This is a genomic window from Lentzea kentuckyensis, assembly GCF_002150765.1.
Lineage (GTDB): Bacteria > Actinomycetota > Actinomycetes > Mycobacteriales > Pseudonocardiaceae > Lentzea > Lentzea kentuckyensis.
Window position 1 is genome coordinate 251,943 of record NZ_MUYM01000012.1, and the last position, 18,119, is coordinate 270,061.

Below are 18,119 nucleotides of genomic sequence, written 5' to 3' on the forward strand. Positions count from 1 at the left end.
GAGATGGATTCTGGGGTACGCACGCTGATTCCAGCGCGCATCGACAGGCTGCCGTGGTCACCGTTCCACACCCGCATGGTCGTGGCACTGGGCGTGGCGTGGATCCTGGACGGTCTGGAGATCACGGTCGCCAGCGCGATCGCCGACACGCTGACCAAACCGGAGACGCTCGGGCTCTCCTCCACCGCGGTCGGCCTGCTCGCCACGGTCTACCTGATCGGTGAGGTCGTCGGCGCGCTGTACTTCGGCCACCTGTCCGACCGGTGGGGCCGGCGCAAGCTGTTCATGATCACGCTGGGCGTCTACCTGGTCGGCTCCGGCCTGACCGCTCTCACCCTCGGCAACGGCACGGGCTGGCTGATCTTCCTGTACCTGACCAGGTTCATCGCCGGCATGGGCATCGGCGGTGAGTACGCGGCGATCAACTCCGCGATCGACGAGCTCATTCCCGCCCGCTACCGGGGCCGCGTCGACATCGCGGTCAACGGCACCTACTGGGCGGGCGCGGTGCTCGGCACGCTCGGTTCGTACATCCTGCTCAACCACGTCGAGCTGTCGCTGGGCTGGCGGCTCGGGTTCCTCATCGGACCGGTGCTGGGCCTGGTGATCCTGGTGGTGCGCCGGCACCTGCCGGAAAGCCCGCGCTGGCAGATCATGCACGGCCACAACGACGCCGCCGAGAAGACGATCACCGGCATCGAACGCGAGGTCGAGGAGGAGTCCGGCGCGAAGCTGCCAGAGGTCGACGAGAAGAAGGCCATCGAGGTCAAGCCCGCGGAGGAGATCGGCTACCTGGCGCTGGCCCGCGTGCTGTTCCGCGAGTACCCGAGCCGCGCAGTCCTCGGCGCCACGCTGATGATCACGCAGTCGTTCCTCTACAACGCGATCTTCTTCACCTACACCCTGGTGCTGGGCAAGTTCTACGGCGTCTCGTCGGAGTCCACCCCGCTCTACCTGATCGCGTTCGCGGTGGGCAACCTCGTCGGGCCGTTCACGATCGGGCACCTCTTCGACACCATCGGCCGCCGCCGCATGCTGTTCCTGACCTACGCGATCTCCGGCGCCCTGCTCGGCGTCACGGCCGTGCTGTTCTACGCCGGCGCGTTGAACGCGATCACGCAGACCATCGCGTGGTGCGTGATCTTCTTCTTCGCCTCGGCCGGCGCATCGGCCGCCTACCTCACGGTCAGCGAGATCTTCCCGCTGGAGGTGCGGGCGAAGGCGATCGGTGTCTTCTTCGCCATCGCCCAGTGCTTCGGCGCGCTCGGCCCGGTGATCTACGGCGCGCTGATCGGCACCGGCGAGCACCCCGTCCGGTTGTTCATCGGGTACCTGATCGGTGCGGTCGTGATGATCGCGGGCGGGCTGGTCGCGCGGTTCCTCGCGGTGGACGCGGAGAACAAGTCGCTGGAGGACATCGCGATGCCGCTGTCCTCCACCGCACGGCGTGGCCGCACCCGTGCCGAGGGAGCAGCCTCACCGTTCTCCACGTAGATCAACCCTGAGGACGCCGCCGCGCTGCACGAACTCCTCTGGCAGCCACGGCTGGTCCACCTGCCGGCCGTTCCACCTGGCGCCCTGGACACAGACGTCCGGGGCGCTGGGCGCGAAGATCGTGATGTTGCGCTGCGCTATCCGGGCCTTGGGGAACATCGGGCTGGACAGGTGCAACTCGGCGCTGCTGGGCGTGCGCGGGTACAGGCCGAGCGCGGCGAAGACGTACCAGGCGGACATCGTGCCGAGGTCGTCGTTGCCGGGCAGGCCGCCGGGTCCGGTGCGGTAGACGAGTTTCGCCATCGCCCGCACGGTTTCCTGGGTCTGGTGCGGGCGGCCCAGTTCGTTGTAGATCCACGGGGTGTGGATGCCGGGCTCGTTCGTCGGGTCGTACCTCAGCGCGTCGCCGCCGGTCGCCCACGAGCCGTCCGGGCGGTGGAAGAACGCGTCGAGCCTGGTGGCGGCGATGTCCTTGCCTCCCATCACCTCGGCCAGCCCGGCGATGTCGTGCGGGACCATCCAGGTGTAGGTGGCGCTGCTGCCCTGCGCGAAGCCCAGGTCGGAGGCCGGGTTGAACGGGGTCACCCAGGTGCCGTCGGCTCGCCGGGCCTGCTGGTGACCGGTGGCCGGGTTGAACGTGTTGCGCCACCAGCCCGCGCGCTTGCGCAACTCCTCGCTGGGGCGGCCCAGGCGTTTCGCCAGATCCGCCAGCGCCTGGTCGGCGACGGCGTCTTCCAGCGTTTCGGCGGCGCCGCCCCAGCAGTGACAGGTGTCCTGCGGCGCATAACCCAGGCGCAGGTACTCGGCGAGGTTGGGGCGCTGGCCCTCGCACTGGCCGGGGCAGCCCTTGTCGGACAGGCCGTCCGGGTGCGGGACGGTGGCCTGGCGCAACAGCGAGTCGTAGGCCGCGCGCACGTTGAAGTCCTTGGCCCCCATCGCGTACATACCCGCGATCGCCGGTGCGGACGGGTCGCCCGTCATCACGTGGGTCGGGCCGTTGACGTGCACCCAGCGGTCCCAGACGCCGCCGTTCTGCCAGGCGAGGTTCAGCAACGACTGGGCGTAGTCGCTCGCCACGCGTGGTTCGAGGAAGGCCAGCAGCTGGGTGTGGGCGCGGTACTGGTCCCAGCCGGAGAAGTTGCCGTACTGGGCTTTCTGGCCGGGCGCGAGCCGGCGGACCTGCCGGTCGCTGCCCAGATAGGTGCCGTCGACGTCGCTGGCCACGTTGGGCTGCAGGAAGGCGTGGTAGAGCGCGGTGTAGAAGATCGTCCGCTCGTCGGTGGTGCCGCCGTCGATCTCGACCGCGCGCAACTGCTTCGCCCAGGCCTGGCGGGCGTCCTTCGCGACGTCGGCGACCGTGGCGCGTCTCGGAATCTCCACCGCGAGGTTGCGCCGGGCCGCTTCCGCGCCGGTGTAGGAGATGCCGACGCGCATCCGCACCTGAGTGTCCGCAAAGGACACGTAGCCGCCGGAACCCCGGCCCGCGCGGGCACTTCCGGTCAGGTAGCCCTCGCCGCCCTGGGCCGTGGTGGCCCCTGGCTTCAGCTCGCTGTTCACCCAGGTGCCGTACGCGGTGATCGGGCGGTCGAACGACGCCGTGAAGTACAGGCGGTAGTAGGTCTTCTGGTTGTTCACGCCGCCGTTCGCGCGCCTGCCGCAGAACGCGCCGGTGAGCACCGAACCGCTCACCGTGCCGGTCGCCGGGTCGATGGTGATCTCGGCGTCCTCGCTGCCGTTGAGCGAGTTCGAGGCGCGGAACAGCAGCGATCCGGTGTTCGCCGCGGGATAGGTGAACTCGCCGATGCCCGCCCGCGTCGTCACGGACAGGTCCGCCTTCGCACCGGACTTCAGGCCCACCCGGTACCGGCCAGGCTCGGCGATCTCGTCGGCGTGCGCGAAGTCGCTGGCGTAGACCTGGTCTTTGGTGTCGGCGGTCGGCGAGGTCGTGATCGCGCCGACGTGCGGCATGATCGGCACGTCCCCCGCCGCGCCGGGGTGGCAGCCCGCGCCGTTGACGTGGGTGAGACTGAAGCCGCGCACCCTCGTGGCGTCGTAGGCGTACCCGTTGGCGGCACCCGTGTTCGTCTGGTCGCCTCGGGTGGACGTCGGGCTCCACGAGATCATCCCGAACGGCCGCACCGCGCCCGGATAGGTGTTGCCGCCGCCCGCCGAGCCGATCAACGGGTCGACGTACCTCGTGTCGTCTCTCAGCGCCGCGCTCGCTGGAGTCGCCAGCGCGGCGGTGAGGACAGTGACCAGGAGGACCGGGAGCGCTCTCACGTCCCGGGACACTAACCGGTTTCTAGTAAACGCAGGATGGCCGGTAACCGTCGATCTTCAGGCCCTGGAACTCCAGGTCGTTCTTCGTCCTGCCGACGAACACCAGGCCACGGGCGTCGTCGAGCGCCTCCGCGAGCGGGTAGGCCGGCTTGCCCAGTTCGGGCAAAGTTGTCCACTTGTCAGGGTTGAAGCTGAAGAACCGCTTGACGAGTCTGCCCCGAGTCGACGGGATCTTCGTGACCCATTTGTCGCCACCGCTCCAGTGCGACGCGGGCCGCAGCTGGACGTAGAGGTCGTCGGTGGCGCGGTAGGTCATCCAGAAGCCGTGCGACTTCGTGAGATCCGCCTGGGCCTCGAACCTGTTGCCCAGCCACACGACCATGACGGCCCAGTCGTCGGCGAGGAACTTGATCTTCGCCGCGTAGTCGTGCCTGTTCCTCGGCACGAGGATGCTGCCGGTCGCGGGCTCGGTGGCACCTTCGCCGCTGGCGATCCACTGCTGCAACCGGTCGATGGACGGGGTCCTGCACTCGCTGCCACGCGAGGCGTTCGCCGTGGTCGTCGAGCCGAGGGTGAACATCAGCGCGTACGCGATCACCGCGACGCGGCCGAACGTCGAATTCAGGCGCATCTGGCGGACCGTAGCGGATAATGGTCTGAACCATTCGTGTTCACCGTTGACGCGAACTACCTGGACAGCGGATTGTGAGGCACTCTCACGAGGGTCAGAGTGTGCCTCGTGCGCCCTGCCAGATGGCTTGGATTCATAGCTGTCGTAACGGTTTTCGCCCTCCAGCTGACGTCGCCGGTCAGCGCGTCGACGGACTGCTCCCCCACCGTCGACGACCGGACGTTCGCCTCCGCCTCACAACTCCGCGATCTCAACGCCCAGGTGGCCGGTTTCGGCGTGCGCGCCACCGGCAGCGCGGCCCACAACCGGCTCATCTCCTGGCTGGACCACCGGGTCCAGCGCCTCCCCGGCATGTCCGTGCGCTCCGAACGCTTCTCCCTCCTGCGCTGGCAGCCAGGTCCCGGCCTGCTCCTCTCCGGCGGCGTCGTGCCGGTCGCGAGCGCGATCCCCTACTCCGCCCCAGGTCTGGGCTCCGGTGAACTGATCAAGCTCCCCGCCGGCACACCGATCACCGCCGCCAACGCCCGCGGCAAGGTCGTGCTGCGCGACTTCCCCGCCGTCGACCGCGGCTACTTCGCCGAACCACTGCTCAACCAGGACATGGTCGACGCGGGCATCGCCGGTGCGGCGGGCGTGGTCATCGCCTTCCCGTTCCCGCACGAGCAGGTGAAGGGCTACTGGGACCCGCACCTGGGCACCCACTACCGCGTGCCCGGCGTGTTCGTCGGCTCCGACGCGGCCCTGAAGCTGCGGGTCGGCGAACGCACCACGATCGGTGTGCTGGCAGGACGTTTCCCGGCCTCGACGCGCTCGCTGATCGCGACCCTGCCGGGCCTGAGCAGCGAGCGGATCGTCATCGACACCAACACCGACGGCGTGGGATGGGTGCAGGAGAACGGCACCGCCGGCCTCCTCGCGCTCGCCGAGCACTTCGCCCGCCTGCCACTGCGGTGCCGGCCCAGAACCCTGGAGTTCGTCTTCGCGACCGGCCACCTGCACCGCCCGGCGGAGGGCAGCGAGTTCCGCGCCCGCGCGCTCGACGCCGAGTACGACCGGGGTTCCGTGGCGTTCGCGTTCGTGCTGGAACACCTCGGCACGCGGGAGTTCCTGCCCAGCGCGGGTTCTCTGCGGCCGACCGGCGCGGCGGAGCTGTCCGGCTGGTTCGCCGGCAGCCCGGTGCTCGCCCAGGCCGCCGCCACGGCGCTCGCGGGACGGGCGGTGAACCGCACGTTCGTCCTGCCCGGCAGCGACGCGCCGGTGCCCGGCCGGGTACCGCCGCAGTGCTCGTTCGGCGGCATCGGCACGCACTTCCACTCGCACCTGGTGCCGACGATGGCGATGATCTCGGGGCCGTGGACGCTCTGGGCCCCCTCGTTCGGCGCCGAGGCCGTCGACCACGAACGCATGCGGCGTCAGGTGCTGGCCGCGGGCGACGCCATCACCGCGCTCGCACCGGTGTCACGAGACCAGATCGCCGGGCCGTACCTGGAACAGCGGCAGACGCGGGCGGCCGGTGCACCCACCTGTTCCCACGAACTGCCGCCCGAATGGGCTCCCAGATAGGCTGGCCATGAACGGCGCTTTTGTGGACCTGGGGTCCACAAAAGCGCCGTTCATGGCCAGCCTCGCGGGCGTACGAGCGGGCTCCTAGAAGGTGATCGACGCCTGGACCGGCAGGTGGTCGGACGGGAACTGGCCGTCCTGCCGGTAGGTGTTGATCGCGGCGGCCTGGATCGTGGCGCCGCGGGTGAGGATCCAGTCGATCCGCGGACCGTCCGGGACGAGCGGGCCGTAGCCGTGGAACGTCCCGTACGCGGGCGTGATCCGCGGCCCGGCCAGCCAGGTGTCGGTCAGGCCGTTGGTCAGGGTGCAGTAGGTGGGCGAGGCGGCCGGCGCGTTGAAGTCGCCGGTGAGCACGACCGGCAGCGTGAAGGCGTTGAGCCGGTCGCGGACGAACTCGGCGCTGCGCAGCCGGGAGTTCTCCGACTCGTGGTCGAAGTGGGTGTTGACGGCCACGAACTGCTTGCCCGTCAGGCGATCCCCGAACCGCACCCACGTGACCATGCGGATGACGCGGTTGCCCCACGACGTCGAGCCCACGACGTTCGGCGTCGCGGACAACCAGTGGTGGTCGAACTCGAGCGGCTCCAGCCGGTGCGCGTCGAAGAAGATCGTCATGAACTCGTCGTGACTGCCGCCCGCGCGGCCGAGGCCGATCCAGTCGTAGCGGTCCGGCAGGTCGTGCGCGATGTCCAGCAGCTGCCCGTAGAGGCCTTCCTGGGTGCCTAACAGGGTCGGCCGCTCGTTGAGCAGGAGCTGGGCCATCACCGGGCGCCTGGCGGCCCACGAGTTCGGCTCGATGTTCGAGGCGTACCGCAGGTTGAACGACATGACGCGCAGGGGATCCACCTTGCCGATCATGGCACAGGGCGGCCCTGGTTCAGGGCCGCCCTGTGTCTCATGCGGCTGCGTAACCGGTTGGGCGGCTGGTGAACGAGCCGCGGCCTTGCGTCCGGCTGCGCAACCTCGTCACGTAACCGAACATCTCCGCCAGCGGCACGCTCGCCGTGACCACCGTCGTACCGGTCCGGGCGACGGAACCGAGGATCCGGCCCCGGCGCGCGGCCAGGTCACCGAGCACACCACCGAGGTAGTCATCCGGCACGGTGACCGTGACCTCGGCGATCGGTTCGAGCAACGTCATCGCGCCCGCCTTCAGGGCCTCGCGCAGGCCCAGCCGCCCTGCCGTGCGGAACGCCATCTCCGAGGAGTCCTTGACGTGCGTGGACCCGTCGGTGAGCGTCACCCGCAGCCCGGTCACCGGGTGGCCGAGCGGTCCCTCGGCCAGCGCGTCCCGGCAGCCCTGTTCGACCGCGCGGACGAACTCCTGCGGCACGCGCCCGCCGGTGACCGCCGAGCGGAACTCGAACCCGGTCTCCAGCGGTTCGGTGCTGATGACGATGTGCGCGAACTGTCCGGAACCTCCGTCCTGCTTCACGTGCCGGTAGACGAATCCCGTGACGCCCGCCGCGAGGGTTTCGCGGTAGGAGACGCGAGGCCGTCCCATGGTGATCTCGATGCGGTGGTTCGTGCGCGCCTTCTCCACCGCGACCTCCAGGTGCAGCTCACCCAGGCCGGACAACACCGTCTGTCCGGTCTCGGGGTCGGTCCTGACCTGCAGCGACGGGTCCTCGTCGACCAGGTGCGCCAGCGCCTCGGTGAGCCGGGCGTTGTCCGCGCTGGTCTTCGTCTCGACCGCCACCGACACGACGGGATCAGCCGACACCGGCGGTTCGAGGAGCAGCGGAGCCGTTGGCGCGCAAAGGGTTGTCCCCGTGCGTGCCGACTTCAGCCCCACCAGCGCCACGATGTCGCCCGCGGTGGCCTGGTCGACCGGCGTGTGCCGATCGGCCTGGACGCGCAGGATCCGGCCGATGCGCTCGGTCCGTCCCGCCACGCTGACCGTCTCTCCCTTGTGGAGGGTCCCGGAGTAGACACGAACGTACGTCAACCGCCCGTTCGGAGTGGCGTTCACCTTGAACACCAACGCCGCGAACGGCCCCTCCGGATCCGGATGCCGTTCCTCACCGTCGACGCCCCGCACCGGCGGAACGTCCACAGGGGACGGCAGATACGCGATCACCGCGTCCAGCAACGGTTCGACGCCCCGGTTCCGGTACGCCGAGCCGCACAGCACGACGGTTCCGGCGCCCTGCCGGGTCAGTTCCCGCAGCGCCTTGCGCAAAGTCTCATCGGACAAACCTCCAGCGAAGAACTCCTCCAGCGCTTCCGGGTGCAGCTCCGCCACCGTCTCCTCCAGGAGGCGACGACGTCGTTGTGCCTGCGCCATCAGCGTTTCCGGTACCGGACCTTCCTCCAGGGCGTCTTCCCAAGTCAGGGCACGCATGCGGATCAGGTCGACGACGCCGACGAACGAGTCCTCGGCGCCGATCGGCAGCTGCACCACCAGCGGAACGGTGTTCAGCCGCGTCCGGATGGACTCCACTGCGGTGTCGAGGTCCGCGCCCGCCCGGTCGAGCTTGTTGACGAACGCGATCCGCGGCACGCCGTGCCGGTCTGCCTGCCGCCACACCGATTCGCTCTGCGGTTCGACCCCGGCGACCCCGTCGAACACCGCGACAGCCCCGTCCAGCACGCGCAGCGCCCGTTCGACCTCGTCGGAGAAGTCGACGTGCCCAGGGGTGTCGATGAGGTTGATCCGGTGCCCGTCCCACGTGCAGCTGACGGCCGCGGCGAAGATCGTGATGCCGCGGTCGCGCTCCTGCGGGTCGAAGTCCGTGACGGTCGTGCCATCGTGCACCTCGCCGCGCTTGTAGGTGGTGCCGGTGGCGAACAGGACGCGTTCGGTGAGCGTGGTCTTGCCCGCGTCGACGTGGGCGAGGATGCCCAGGTTGCGGACGGCGTTCAGGGTGATCGTGCGCATGGCTCAGTGCCTTTTCGATGCGAAAGGACTACAGGTCAGCGCGATGAGCCGACGAACTCCCGAAACAGGGGTTCGTCAGACACTCCGGTGCCCGGCGCGCAGCGGGCAGCCGGGGTGCGGAGACACGAGGATCACGTCGAAACGGGACGGGAGGACGGCAGCGGTGCGCATGGCCGGTCTCCTCTCGTCACTCGCTCAATGATGTTGATCGTGGAGTGTAGACACACGAACGCCCGCACGACAGCGGTTTACCGAACCAGGAGCGCCTGGATCTTGCCCGCGACAGCTTCAACAACCGGCCACAGCTCGTTGTTCCGCCAGTTGGCAACTCCGGCGGTCTCGATGGTGTCAAGGAGCTCGCGCAGTTCGCGGACCGCCTCCACCTCCTGCTGGTCGCGGAACACCTCGCCGAGTTCGAACGGGAGCTTCGGGTTCATGACGTCCTGGACGGCCCACTGCTGCAGGACGTGTCCCGGCAGCACGTCCGAGAGCCGGTAGTAGAAGTCGGCCCGCTTCAGCGGCCGGCGCACTCCCGCGTGGATGGCCGCGTCGCGCGCCCACCACTCGACGACCTTCTCCGCTTCCTCCCGCGACTCCCACTGCCTGGGCACCCTCCGCTTCAGCGGCTTGGTGAGCTGGCGGTGCACGGCCGGCTCGTAGACCCCGCGCACCCGGAAGTTCGTCAGGTGCACCCGAGGCACGACCATCTGGGACACCGGCCCTGGGCTGCCGCGGTGCCGGCCGACCACCACGACGTCCTGCCCGCCGTCACCCCATTGCGGTGGCAGCACCCACAGTTTCGTGCCCAGCGAGAAGTGCTTCAGATCGGCGGTGGCCACGTTCGCGACCACGCACCACCCCAGCAGTTCGTCCACCGTCACAGTCTGACCCGGAACACCGCCACGACGCTCGCCGTTTTACGGGCATGCGTCTGCGTTTGCTCGGTGACTCCATCGCCGCGGGCGTCGGCAGCACGCGACGCGAGGACACCCTCGGCCCGCTGCTCGCCGCGCGTCTGCGTATGACCGGCCACGAGGTCGACCTGAGAGTGCACGCCGTACCCGGTGCCCGCTCGTCCGGACTGAGCACCCAGGTGCGGGCCGCCGTCACGAGCGGGGTCGACATCGCCGTGATCGTGATCGGCGCGAACGACCTCACCCGGTTCGTCCCCGCACACGTCGGCGCGCAGCAGCTGCACGACGCGGTCGCGGACCTGCGCCGGGCCGGAGCCGCTGTCGTCGTGGCCACGGCACCGGACCTGAGCGTCGTCGCGCACGTGCCGCCCGCGTTGCGCGACATCGTGTCGACGGTCAGCCGCGACTACGCACTGGCGCAGCAACAGGCCGTCATCCGGGCGGGCGGCGTGGTCGCGCACGTCGAGCAGGCGGTCTCAACGCAGTTCGCCGCCGATCCGTCACTCTTCGCGCCGGACCGCTTCCACCCGTCCGGCGCCGGGTACCGCGCCATCGCCGCGGCGCTCGCTCCCGCGGTCGAGGCGGTCGCCGCGCAACACCGCGCCTGACCGATTGCGATCACGGGCCGCTCAGTCCGCGTCGTCCTTCAGTGACTGCGCAGCCTCGACCAACCGGCCGATGGTGTCCCCGGCGGGGAGCGCCGTGGTGAGCAGCCGCTCGAACGTCTCCCTGTACGGCTGTCGCTCGGGCTCAGCTTCCAGCCACGTGCCGCCGTGCAGGTTGTCAACGTGCACCACGTCGTCGAACTCGTTCTCGCGGAACGACAGCAGGGTGAACGACGTCATCCCCGGGAACGCACCCAGCTCGTCCGGCACAAGCCGCACCTGTACACCGGGAAGCTCCGCAAGCGCGGCCAACCGCAACAACTGATCGGCCATCACCAGCGCGCCGCCGACCGGCCGTCGCAGAACTGCCTCTCCCACAACGAGATCCAGCCGCAGCGAAGGCCCTTCGCTGAGGTGTTGCATCACTCGCTTGCGGTAGGCATCACCGTAGTGGCGCTGTCGCTGTTCGGACACAGCGTCCACTTGGACGCCGTGCAGCGCAGCCTCGTACTCCGGTGTCCGGACGAAGGGAAAAAGCACATCCAGCGCGACCGCCCGCACGTGGCTTGCTTCGGCCTCCACCTCGGCATACGTCCACCCGACGCATGATGAAGCGTCACCTGTCAGCAGATCGAACCTCAGTGGATCACGTGCCCGCTGTGCCCCCAGCACCACCGGCTTTCGGCGCTCGCTGCCGACCTTGTACACCAGCGCAAGTGCCACAACATCAGCGTCAATGACCGGGATCAGCGCGTTCTGCATCATCGAGGTTTTGGCCGACGACCAGCCCACACGTTCGCCCACCTCAGCCAAGCTGAATCCGCTTTCCTTTCGCCACAACGCAAGCGCACGGCCGACCGCACGGTTTTGGAGGCTGGATTTGAAGTTCTTGGGCATCGTGCCTCGTCCTATGTTTCCGTCGATGCGTCGTACCGGCGGACAATCAGTGCCGCGGAGTCGTCCTCGTTCAAGCTGTACTCGTCGAGTGCGCGAATGACCTCGTCGTAACCCTTGATCGCGTCCGTCGCCTCCACGATGAGACTGGAGTTCTCGGTTTCCACCCACACCAGTGGCTCGTACTTCGTGAAGCTCAAGTGCGTGAACGGCCCGGCCAGGCCCGCATGGGCGCCCAGCGCCGCAGGCACGATCCGGATCGTGATGTTCAGCCAGTTCGACAGGTGCAACAGTTGCAGCAACTGCCCGGCGTGCACCTCGGCGCCGCCGACCCGCAGGTGCAGCGCCAACTCGTGGATGAAGTACGTGCATTTCACGCCGCTCCGCAGTGACTCCTGCATCTCAAGCAACACCTCCACCCGTTCTTGGAGCTCAACCGCTGGCGTAGTTGCGGACGCGAGCAGCACCACACGCATGTAGTCCGCCGTCTGGAGAAAGAACGGCACCATGTGCGTGTGCCAGCTGGTCAGAGTCTCGGCCACCGCCAAGTGCTCCACGACCGTGCGGAGCCGGACAGGTGCGCACATGCCGTGCTGCTGCCACCAGCCCCTGACATCCGTCTCCGGGTACAGCGTCAGAAGATGGCTGACCTCGGCAGGCCTGGCCCGGCAGACACCCAGCAGCGCCGCGATTTCCACGCGGCTGGCGCCGCCCTTGCCGTTCACCACATCTGAGAGCTTCGCCTCGTCCCAGTCCACGATGCCGGCGACCGCGCGCCCGGTCAGACCGGTACCCGTGATGGCCGCCCGCAGGCCTGCACCGAACTCACGGCCACGCGCGGTGGAGATTCTCTTCGGCATGTCTGGTTCCTCGCACCAATGGTCTGTCGCTTTGCCTGCTCAGAGGCTTCTCCCAGCTCCACGGCATGACGCTACGATCAACAGCGAGCAAGCAGAACGGACCGCGAGTACGAGTGCGGTTCGCCCGAGATCAGCCAGACCTGGAGCGTCCGTGCGCGGAGGATCGGCAACGCTGACCGGTGGTCAGGGTTCCCGGGCGGCCGGGGTCGTGTCCGGTTACGTCCTCAAGCTCGCACGCCAGGCAGCAGGTCTGACCCAGGAGAATTTCGCCGAACGCCTCACGGTGGACGTGAGCACCGTCCAAGGGTGGGAGTCGGGACGACGACCACTTGCCGCGATGAACGCGGGCGACTTCGTCCGACTGTGTGCCCGGCTGCCGCGGCTCGGCGCGCCTCCGTCAACCGGTCGGCACCTCCGCGCGGCCGTCGAAGCCGACCTGGTTCTCTCGACCGGCATCACCGCCGGCAACGCATGGGTCGACCCCGACTTGCACCCGCTCGCCGCGAGCGTGCACCGCAAGACCCTCACCAATCTGATCACGTGGCCGTTCACCGGACAGCTCCCGCCCGAACTGCACGGCTTCACGCCGAAGGTCCCCCGACGGGGACCCGTTGCGTCCGGCCCCGCGCTCAGCGCTGACGAGCAAACCCGGTTCTTCGATCACCTGATGACCGTTGCGGAACGCGGCGTGCACCCCCTTGGGGCACTCCTGCGGCGGCAAGCGGTGTATCTACTCGGATTCGACCGACGAGGTCAGGTCGGCGAGTGGCTGCGCGACGAATGGGAGAACGCCGGGCGACGTCCTGTCGCCGACGGGAACGTGACCAGCTTGCTCGAGGCCCGCTCCGCGTCAGTCGCGCTCGCCTCGACAGGGGACGGCACCCACCTGTACGACTTCGTCGCCCGCACCACCGGCACCCGCGCCGAACTCGCCAACCTCAACTACTGGGCGCACTGGATCGGCGAACTCGGCGACGACCAGACCGATGACACGTTCATGTTCGCCGACGACACCAAAGCCTGGTCGGGTGTGCGACTGTTCCACCACCTGGTGAGCCGCCTCGACCCGACCTCACCTCACCTGCCGCTGAACCTGCACACCCTGCACACCCTTGTGGCCAGCCGTCCCGATCTGCTGGCCAGGCGATCCGCCGACCGTGACGCATTGACCGGGGCGCTCGACACGCTCACCTCCGGGGACGTGCTGACTCGCGATGGACGTGATCAGGTCGCCGGACTTCACTACGCTCTGCGTCTCGCCGACCGCTAGGGAGAGCACCCCATGCCAGACGAGCCCACCGCAATCGCCGCGTTCGGCTACGAACTCGGTCTGCTCAAGCGCATCCGCCGCGCGGGATGGTGGCACGTCGGCGTCCGCGATCCCGAATCGGTCGCCGAACACAGCTTGCGGACCGCGCAGATCGCGGCTCTGCTCGCCGCGGAGGAAGGTGCGAGTCCTGAGCGGGCCGCGTTCCTCGCACTCTGGCACGACACACAGGAGACCCGGACCGGGGACCTCCCCCACACCGCCGCCAAGTACCTGAGCAAGCCCGAGCCCCGCGAGATCACCGCCGACCAGACGGCCGCCCTGCCGAACGCCTCACGCGACCTGATCCGCACCGCCGTGGACGAGTACGAGACCAGGCAGACGCCCGAGGCGCGGTGCGCGAAGGATGCGGACAAGCTCGAAATGCTGCTTCAGGCCGTCGAGTACCGGGAGACCGGAGTTGTGCGCGTCGCCGGGTGGATCGACTCCGCTCGGAAAGGACTCGCGACCGAAACAGCCCGCCGCGTCGCCGAAGCGGCCGTGACGCTTTCCCCGCTGGCCTGGCGGGACCGCTAGCAGCAGCCCGACTGGCATTGCGATCACGGGCCGCGCGTCGTACTGTCCGCATTAAGTTCAAGCATTGAACGAATGAGGTGGATCATGAGCACGCCCACTCCGGCGGACAAGTTCTCCTTCGGTCTCTGGACCGTGGGCTGGCCGGGTCGTGACCCGTTCGGCGAGGCCACGCGGCCCGAGCTGGACGTCGTCGAGGCGGTGCACCGGCTGGCCGAGCTGGGCGCGTACGGGTTGTCGTTCCACGACGACGACCTGTTCGGGTTCGCGGCCACCGAGCGCGAGAAGCAGATCGGCCGGCTCCAGGGCGCGCTGCAGGAGACCGGGCTCGTGATCCCGATGGTCACGACGAACCTGTTCAGCCACCCGGTCTTCAAGGACGGCGGCTTCACCAGCAACGACCGCGGGGTGCGGCGGTTCGCGCTGAAGAAGGTGCTGCGCAACATCGAGCTGGCGGCCGAACTCGGCGCGAAGACCTACGTGCTGTGGGGCGGGCGCGAGGGCTCGGAGTACGACACGGCGAAGGACGTCCGCGCGGCGCTCGACCGGTACCGCGAGGCGATGAACCTGCTGACCCAGTTCGTCACGGACCGGGGCTACGACCTGCGGTTCGCCATCGAGCCGAAGCCGAACGAGCCGCGCGGTGACATCCTGCTGCCGACGATCGGGCACGCGCTGGCGTTCATCACGACGCTGGACCGCGCCGACCTGGTCGGGCTCAACCCCGAGGTCGGGCACGAGCAGATGGCCGGGCTGAACTTCGTGCACGGCATCGCGCAGGCGTTGTGGCACGACAAGCTCTTCCACATCGACCTCAACGGCCAGCGCAGCATCAAGTACGACCAGGACCTGGTGTTCGGGCACGGCGACCTGATGAACGCGTTCGCGCTGGTCGACCTGCTGGAGACGGCGGGCTACGACGGGCCGCGGCACTTCGACTACAAGCCGTCGCGGACCGAGGACATCACGGGCGTCTGGGACTCGGCCAAGGCGAACATGGCCACGTACCTGCTGCTGCGCGACCGCGCCAAGGCATTCCGGGCCGACCCCGAGGTGCAGGAGGCGCTGGCCGTCGCCGGTGTCGCCGACCTGGGCAAGCCGACGCTCGGCGACGGCGAGTCCTACCAGGACCTGATCAACGACGACAGCTTCGACCCGGACAAGGCGGGCGAGCGCGGCTACGGGTTCGTGCGCCTGAACCAGCTCGCGCTCGAGCACCTCGCCGGAGCGCGCTGACATGACGCTCGTCGCGGGCGTCGACTCCTCGACGCAGTCGTGCAAGGTCGTGGTGCGCGAGGCGGAGACCGGCCGGCTCGTCCGGGAGGGCCGCGCGGCTCACCCGGACGGCACCGAGGTGCACCCGTCGCACTGGTGGAGCGCGCTGCAGTCCGCGCTGACGGACGCCGGCGGACTCGACGACGTCGCGGCGCTCAGCGTCGCGGGCCAGCAGCACGGCATGGTGTGCCTCGACGAGGACGGCGACGTCGTGCGCGAGGCGTTGCTGTGGAACGACACCAGGTCCGCGGCCGCGGCGGCGTCCCTCACCGACGAGCTGGGCGCGGAGCAGTGGGCGGCGCGCATCGGCCTGGTGCCGGTCGCGTCGTTCACGATCACCAAGCTGCGCTGGCTCGCCCAGCACGAACCGGCCAACGCCAAGCGCACCGCCGCCGTCTGCCTCCCGCACGACTGGCTGACGTGGCGGCTGCGCGGCACCGGTGACCTCGCCGACCTGGTCACCGACCGCTCGGACGCGTCCGGCACCGGCTACTTCGACTCGGTGGCCGACGAGTACGTGCCGGACCTGCTCGCGCTCGGCCTCGGCCGGTCCGACGTGGTGCTGCCGCGCGTGCTCGGCCCTGCGGAGTCCGTCGAGGGCCCGGTGCGGCTCGGGGCGGGCGCCGGCGACAACGCGGCGGCGATGCTGGGTGTCGGCGGCGGTGTCGTGGTGTCGCTGGGCACGTCCGGCGTCGTCACGGCGACCAGCGACGTGCGCGCGGCGGACGCCTCCGGCATCGTGGCGGGGTTCGCCGACGCCACGGGCCGGTACCTGCCGTTGGCCTGCACCTTGAACGCCGCCCGCGTGCTGGACGCGACCGCCCGCATGCTGGGCGTCGACCTGGCGCAGCTGAGCTCGCTGGCGCTGTCCGCCAAGCCCGGAGCCGAAGGCGTCGTGATGGTGCCTTACTTCGAGGGCGAACGGACGCCGAACCTGCCGGATGCGACGGGAGCGTTGCACGGCCTGACGCTGACCAACGCCACTCCGGCGAACATCGCCCGTGCGGCCGTGGAAGGCATGTTGTGCGGTCTCGCGGTGGGGCTCGACGCGCTCGCCGAACAAGGAGCGGACGTCAGCGGTGTCCGGCTTGTGGGCGGGGCGGCGGCGTCTCCTGCCGTGCGGGAGATCGCGCCGGTGGTGTTCGGGGTGCCGGTGACGGTGCCCGCGCCGGGTGAGTACGTGGCGGACGGTGCGGCTCGGCAGGCCGCGTGGACGCTCACCGGCGGGGACCAGCCGCCGGAGTGGACGCTGGCGGAGAGCACGCGCCACGAGGCGGACGCGGTGCCGGAGATCCGGGCCCGGTACGGGGAGGCGGCAGAGCGGTACCTGAGCCGATGACGGCCGCGGCCTCCCGGCGATACTGGGCGCGATGACCACCGTCGACCACCTGCGGCAGGTTCGCCTCGGCAACCTGCGGACGGTCCTGCTCGCCCTAGTCGACCGTCCCGGCTCGCGGGCCGACCTCGCGGCCCGCACCGGGCTGACCAAGGCCACCCTGTCCAACCTCACCGAACCGTTGCTGGCCAACGGGATCCTCATCGAGGAGCCCGCCACGTCACCAGGCGTGGGCAGGCCGTCCAAACCGCTGCGGTTCCACCCCGGCGGCCCGGTCGCGGTCGGGGCGGAGATCAACGTCAGCCACCTCGCCGTCGAGACGCTGGGCCTCGACGGCGAGACCATCCGCCGCCACCTCGTGCCCGCCGACATGCGCAAGGCCGGCGCAGACGAGGTGCTCGACCGGGTCGCCGAACTCATCCGCGAGATCGCCGGGGAACGCGAGCTCCTCGGCGCCGGGCTCGCGGTACCCGGTGTCGTGCACGACGGCGTCGTGGTCAGGGCACCCAACCTGCCCAACCTCGTCGGCGCACCGCTGGCGAACGGCCTCGGCCGGCGGCTGGGCCTCGAAGTCGAGCTGGACAACGAGGCGAACCTCGCCGCGCTGGCGCACCTGTGGCCCAGGCATCTGGCCGGCGAGGACTTCGTGCACGTGTCCGCCGACGTCGGCATCGGTGCGGGCGTCGTGCTCAACGGCGAGGTCTATCGGGGTGCCAGCGGGTTCGCGGGCGAGCTCGGGCACGTGGTGATCGAACGCGACGGCATCAAGTGCACGTGCGGCAGCCGTGGGTGCGTCGAGCGGTACGCGGGGCTTGACGTCATCCTGCGTGAGGCAGGCCGGCGCAGGCTCGACTCGCTCCACAAAGCACTCGAAGCGGGCGACCCCAGAGCGCGGAAGGCCGTGCACGAGGCCGGCCAGGCGCTCGGGGTCGGGCTGGCGACGTTGATGAACCTCTTCGACGTGCCCACGGTCGTGCTCGGCGGCAGCTATGCCGTGTTGCACGAGCATCTCAGCGCTGCCGTTCAGTCCGAAATGGACAGCAGGGTGCTCGCGGGCGGCGAACGGCACACGCGGCTCATGGCGTCCCCGCTCGGCGAGTTCGCCGTGGTGCGGGGTGCGGCGGGGCTCATCACCCGGCGCGCCGTGCAGCAGCCCGAGCGCCTTTTCGCATAGCCAAAAGGCCCAGAACCACAGCGGCCACCCCCACCACCAGCGAGAGGTAGCCGCCGACGATGCCGTAGCCGGTGCCGGGACCGCCCTTCGCCATCGCCACGACCAGCGCGCCGATCACCACCCCGGCCACGCCACCGCCGACGGCCACCGCGGCACCCCGGCGCCGTCGCAGGGCCAGCACGCCGAACACCACACCCACCAGACCGAGCACCGCGCCCAACAGGGACCACGCGCGCCCCGCCGTCAATTCGTAAGCAGCCTGTGAAAGGAACATGGGCACCAGCCTGGCCGGGACACCCACCGCGGGTCGTCGTGCGAGCGCAGACAGCTAATACTGCGCCCGCAGTACTCCGAAGGTCATCCCGGCGCACG

At 69.5% G+C, this 18,119-nt stretch carries 16 protein-coding genes; 8 read left to right on the forward strand and 8 right to left on the reverse strand.

The window, feature by feature from the left end:
• Positions 1 to 3: 3 nt before the first annotated feature.
• On the forward strand, positions 4 to 1,494 hold the full coding sequence (locus B0F77_RS07615; RefSeq protein ID WP_086662055.1) for an MFS transporter: 1,491 nt from the start codon (positions 4 to 6) through the stop codon (positions 1,492 to 1,494).
• Here B0F77_RS07615 and B0F77_RS07620 read toward each other — a convergent pair.
• The gene (locus B0F77_RS07620) at positions 1,477 to 3,774 is read right to left on the reverse strand and encodes a GH92 family glycosyl hydrolase (protein WP_245847875.1); all 2,298 of its coding nucleotides are present in this window, start codon (positions 3,772 to 3,774) and stop codon (positions 1,477 to 1,479) included. The two genes, B0F77_RS07615 and B0F77_RS07620, sit on opposite strands and share 18 nt — an antisense overlap.
• Before the next feature lie 22 nt (positions 3,775 to 3,796).
• A complete protein-coding gene (locus B0F77_RS07625; RefSeq protein ID WP_425435631.1) occupies positions 3,797 to 4,405 on the reverse strand; it encodes a hypothetical protein in 609 nt (202 codons plus the stop codon).
• Positions 4,406 to 4,513: 108 nt separating this feature from the next.
• Here B0F77_RS07625 and B0F77_RS07630 point away from each other — a divergent pair, with 108 nt between their 5' ends.
• Positions 4,514 to 5,968, forward strand: coding sequence for a hypothetical protein (locus B0F77_RS07630; RefSeq protein WP_143466612.1), 1,455 nt, complete (start codon positions 4,514 to 4,516; stop codon positions 5,966 to 5,968).
• 84 nt (positions 5,969 to 6,052) lie between these two features.
• Here B0F77_RS07630 and B0F77_RS07635 read toward each other — a convergent pair whose 3' ends face one another.
• From B0F77_RS07635 to B0F77_RS07645, 3 genes are all read right to left on the reverse strand, one after another.
• Positions 6,053 to 6,814, reverse strand: coding sequence for an endonuclease/exonuclease/phosphatase family protein (locus B0F77_RS07635; protein ID WP_245847876.1), 762 nt, complete (start codon positions 6,812 to 6,814; stop codon positions 6,053 to 6,055).
• 49 nt (positions 6,815 to 6,863) lie between these two features.
• Positions 6,864 to 8,849, reverse strand: a complete 1,986-nt coding sequence (fusA, locus tag B0F77_RS07640) for an elongation factor G (RefSeq protein WP_086662059.1) — start codon at positions 8,847 to 8,849, stop codon at positions 6,864 to 6,866.
• Between the two features lie 248 nt (positions 8,850 to 9,097).
• Positions 9,098 to 9,724 carry a hypothetical protein gene (locus B0F77_RS07645; RefSeq protein ID WP_143466613.1) on the reverse strand — a complete coding sequence of 209 codons (627 nt, stop codon included), beginning with the start codon at positions 9,722 to 9,724 and terminating at the stop codon, positions 9,098 to 9,100.
• Positions 9,725 to 9,774: 50 nt separating this feature from the next.
• Here B0F77_RS07645 and B0F77_RS07650 point away from each other — a divergent pair, with 50 nt between their 5' ends.
• Complete coding sequence (locus tag B0F77_RS07650) at positions 9,775 to 10,371, forward strand: SGNH/GDSL hydrolase family protein (protein WP_086662061.1); 597 nt, start codon at positions 9,775 to 9,777, stop codon at positions 10,369 to 10,371.
• A 21-nt stretch (positions 10,372 to 10,392) separates the two neighbouring features.
• On the opposite strand, the gene B0F77_RS07655 is transcribed toward B0F77_RS07650, so the two are convergent.
• Positions 10,393 to 11,265, reverse strand: coding sequence for a DUF5753 domain-containing protein (locus tag B0F77_RS07655; RefSeq protein ID WP_143466614.1), 873 nt, complete (start codon positions 11,263 to 11,265; stop codon positions 10,393 to 10,395).
• 11 nt (positions 11,266 to 11,276) lie between these two features.
• A complete protein-coding gene (locus tag B0F77_RS46975; protein ID WP_143466615.1) occupies positions 11,277 to 12,122 on the reverse strand; it encodes a helix-turn-helix domain-containing protein in 846 nt (281 codons plus the stop codon).
• A 151-nt stretch (positions 12,123 to 12,273) separates the two neighbouring features.
• Here B0F77_RS46975 and B0F77_RS07665 point away from each other — a divergent pair, with 151 nt between their 5' ends.
• From B0F77_RS07665 to B0F77_RS07685, 5 genes are all read left to right on the forward strand, one after another.
• The gene (locus B0F77_RS07665; RefSeq protein ID WP_158102632.1) at positions 12,274 to 13,392 is read left to right on the forward strand and encodes a helix-turn-helix domain-containing protein; all 1,119 of its coding nucleotides are present in this window, start codon (positions 12,274 to 12,276) and stop codon (positions 13,390 to 13,392) included.
• A 12-nt stretch (positions 13,393 to 13,404) separates the two neighbouring features.
• Positions 13,405 to 13,965 (forward strand): HD domain-containing protein, encoded by a 561-nt coding sequence (locus B0F77_RS07670; protein ID WP_086662065.1) that lies wholly within the window; start codon positions 13,405 to 13,407, stop codon positions 13,963 to 13,965.
• Between the two features lie 84 nt (positions 13,966 to 14,049).
• On the forward strand, positions 14,050 to 15,198 hold the full coding sequence (xylA, locus tag B0F77_RS07675; protein ID WP_245847877.1) for a xylose isomerase: 1,149 nt from the start codon (positions 14,050 to 14,052) through the stop codon (positions 15,196 to 15,198).
• Between the two features lies 1 nt (position 15,199).
• Positions 15,200 to 16,576: a xylulokinase gene (gene xylB / locus B0F77_RS07680; RefSeq protein ID WP_086662066.1), complete on the forward strand. Its 1,377-nt coding sequence runs from the start codon at positions 15,200 to 15,202 to the stop codon at positions 16,574 to 16,576.
• Between the two features lie 31 nt (positions 16,577 to 16,607).
• The gene (locus tag B0F77_RS07685) at positions 16,608 to 17,747 is read left to right on the forward strand and encodes an ROK family protein (protein WP_086662067.1); all 1,140 of its coding nucleotides are present in this window, start codon (positions 16,608 to 16,610) and stop codon (positions 17,745 to 17,747) included.
• On the opposite strand, the gene B0F77_RS07690 is transcribed toward B0F77_RS07685, so the two are convergent.
• Positions 17,704 to 18,021, reverse strand: coding sequence for a DUF6223 family protein (locus B0F77_RS07690; protein ID WP_211293705.1), 318 nt, complete (start codon positions 18,019 to 18,021; stop codon positions 17,704 to 17,706). The two genes, B0F77_RS07685 and B0F77_RS07690, sit on opposite strands and share 44 nt — an antisense overlap.
• Positions 18,022 to 18,119 lie beyond the last annotated feature (98 nt).

Bases quoted from the DNA above. Each gene is read 5' to 3' on its own strand.
- B0F77_RS07615 (WP_086662055.1), top strand. From the start codon at position 4: ATGGATTCTGGGGTACGCACGCTGATTCCAGCGCGCATCGACAGGCTG.
- B0F77_RS07625 (WP_425435631.1), bottom strand. From the start codon at position 4,405: ATGCGCCTGAATTCGACGTTCGGCCGCGTCGCGGTGATCGCGTACGCG.
- fusA (WP_086662059.1), bottom strand. From the start codon at position 8,849: ATGCGCACGATCACCCTGAACGCCGTCCGCAACCTGGGCATCCTCGCC.
- B0F77_RS07650 (WP_086662061.1), top strand. From the start codon at position 9,775: ATGCGTCTGCGTTTGCTCGGTGACTCCATCGCCGCGGGCGTCGGCAGC.
- B0F77_RS07655 (WP_143466614.1), bottom strand. From the start codon at position 11,265: ATGCCCAAGAACTTCAAATCCAGCCTCCAAAACCGTGCGGTCGGCCGT.
- B0F77_RS46975 (WP_143466615.1), bottom strand. From the start codon at position 12,122: ATGCCGAAGAGAATCTCCACCGCGCGTGGCCGTGAGTTCGGTGCAGGC.
- B0F77_RS07670 (WP_086662065.1), top strand. From the start codon at position 13,405: ATGCCAGACGAGCCCACCGCAATCGCCGCGTTCGGCTACGAACTCGGT.
- xylA (WP_245847877.1), top strand. From the start codon at position 14,050: ATGAGCACGCCCACTCCGGCGGACAAGTTCTCCTTCGGTCTCTGGACC.
- xylB (WP_086662066.1), top strand. From the start codon at position 15,200: ATGACGCTCGTCGCGGGCGTCGACTCCTCGACGCAGTCGTGCAAGGTC.
- B0F77_RS07685 (WP_086662067.1), top strand. From the start codon at position 16,608: ATGACCACCGTCGACCACCTGCGGCAGGTTCGCCTCGGCAACCTGCGG.
- B0F77_RS07690 (WP_211293705.1), bottom strand. From the start codon at position 18,021: ATGTTCCTTTCACAGGCTGCTTACGAATTGACGGCGGGGCGCGCGTGG.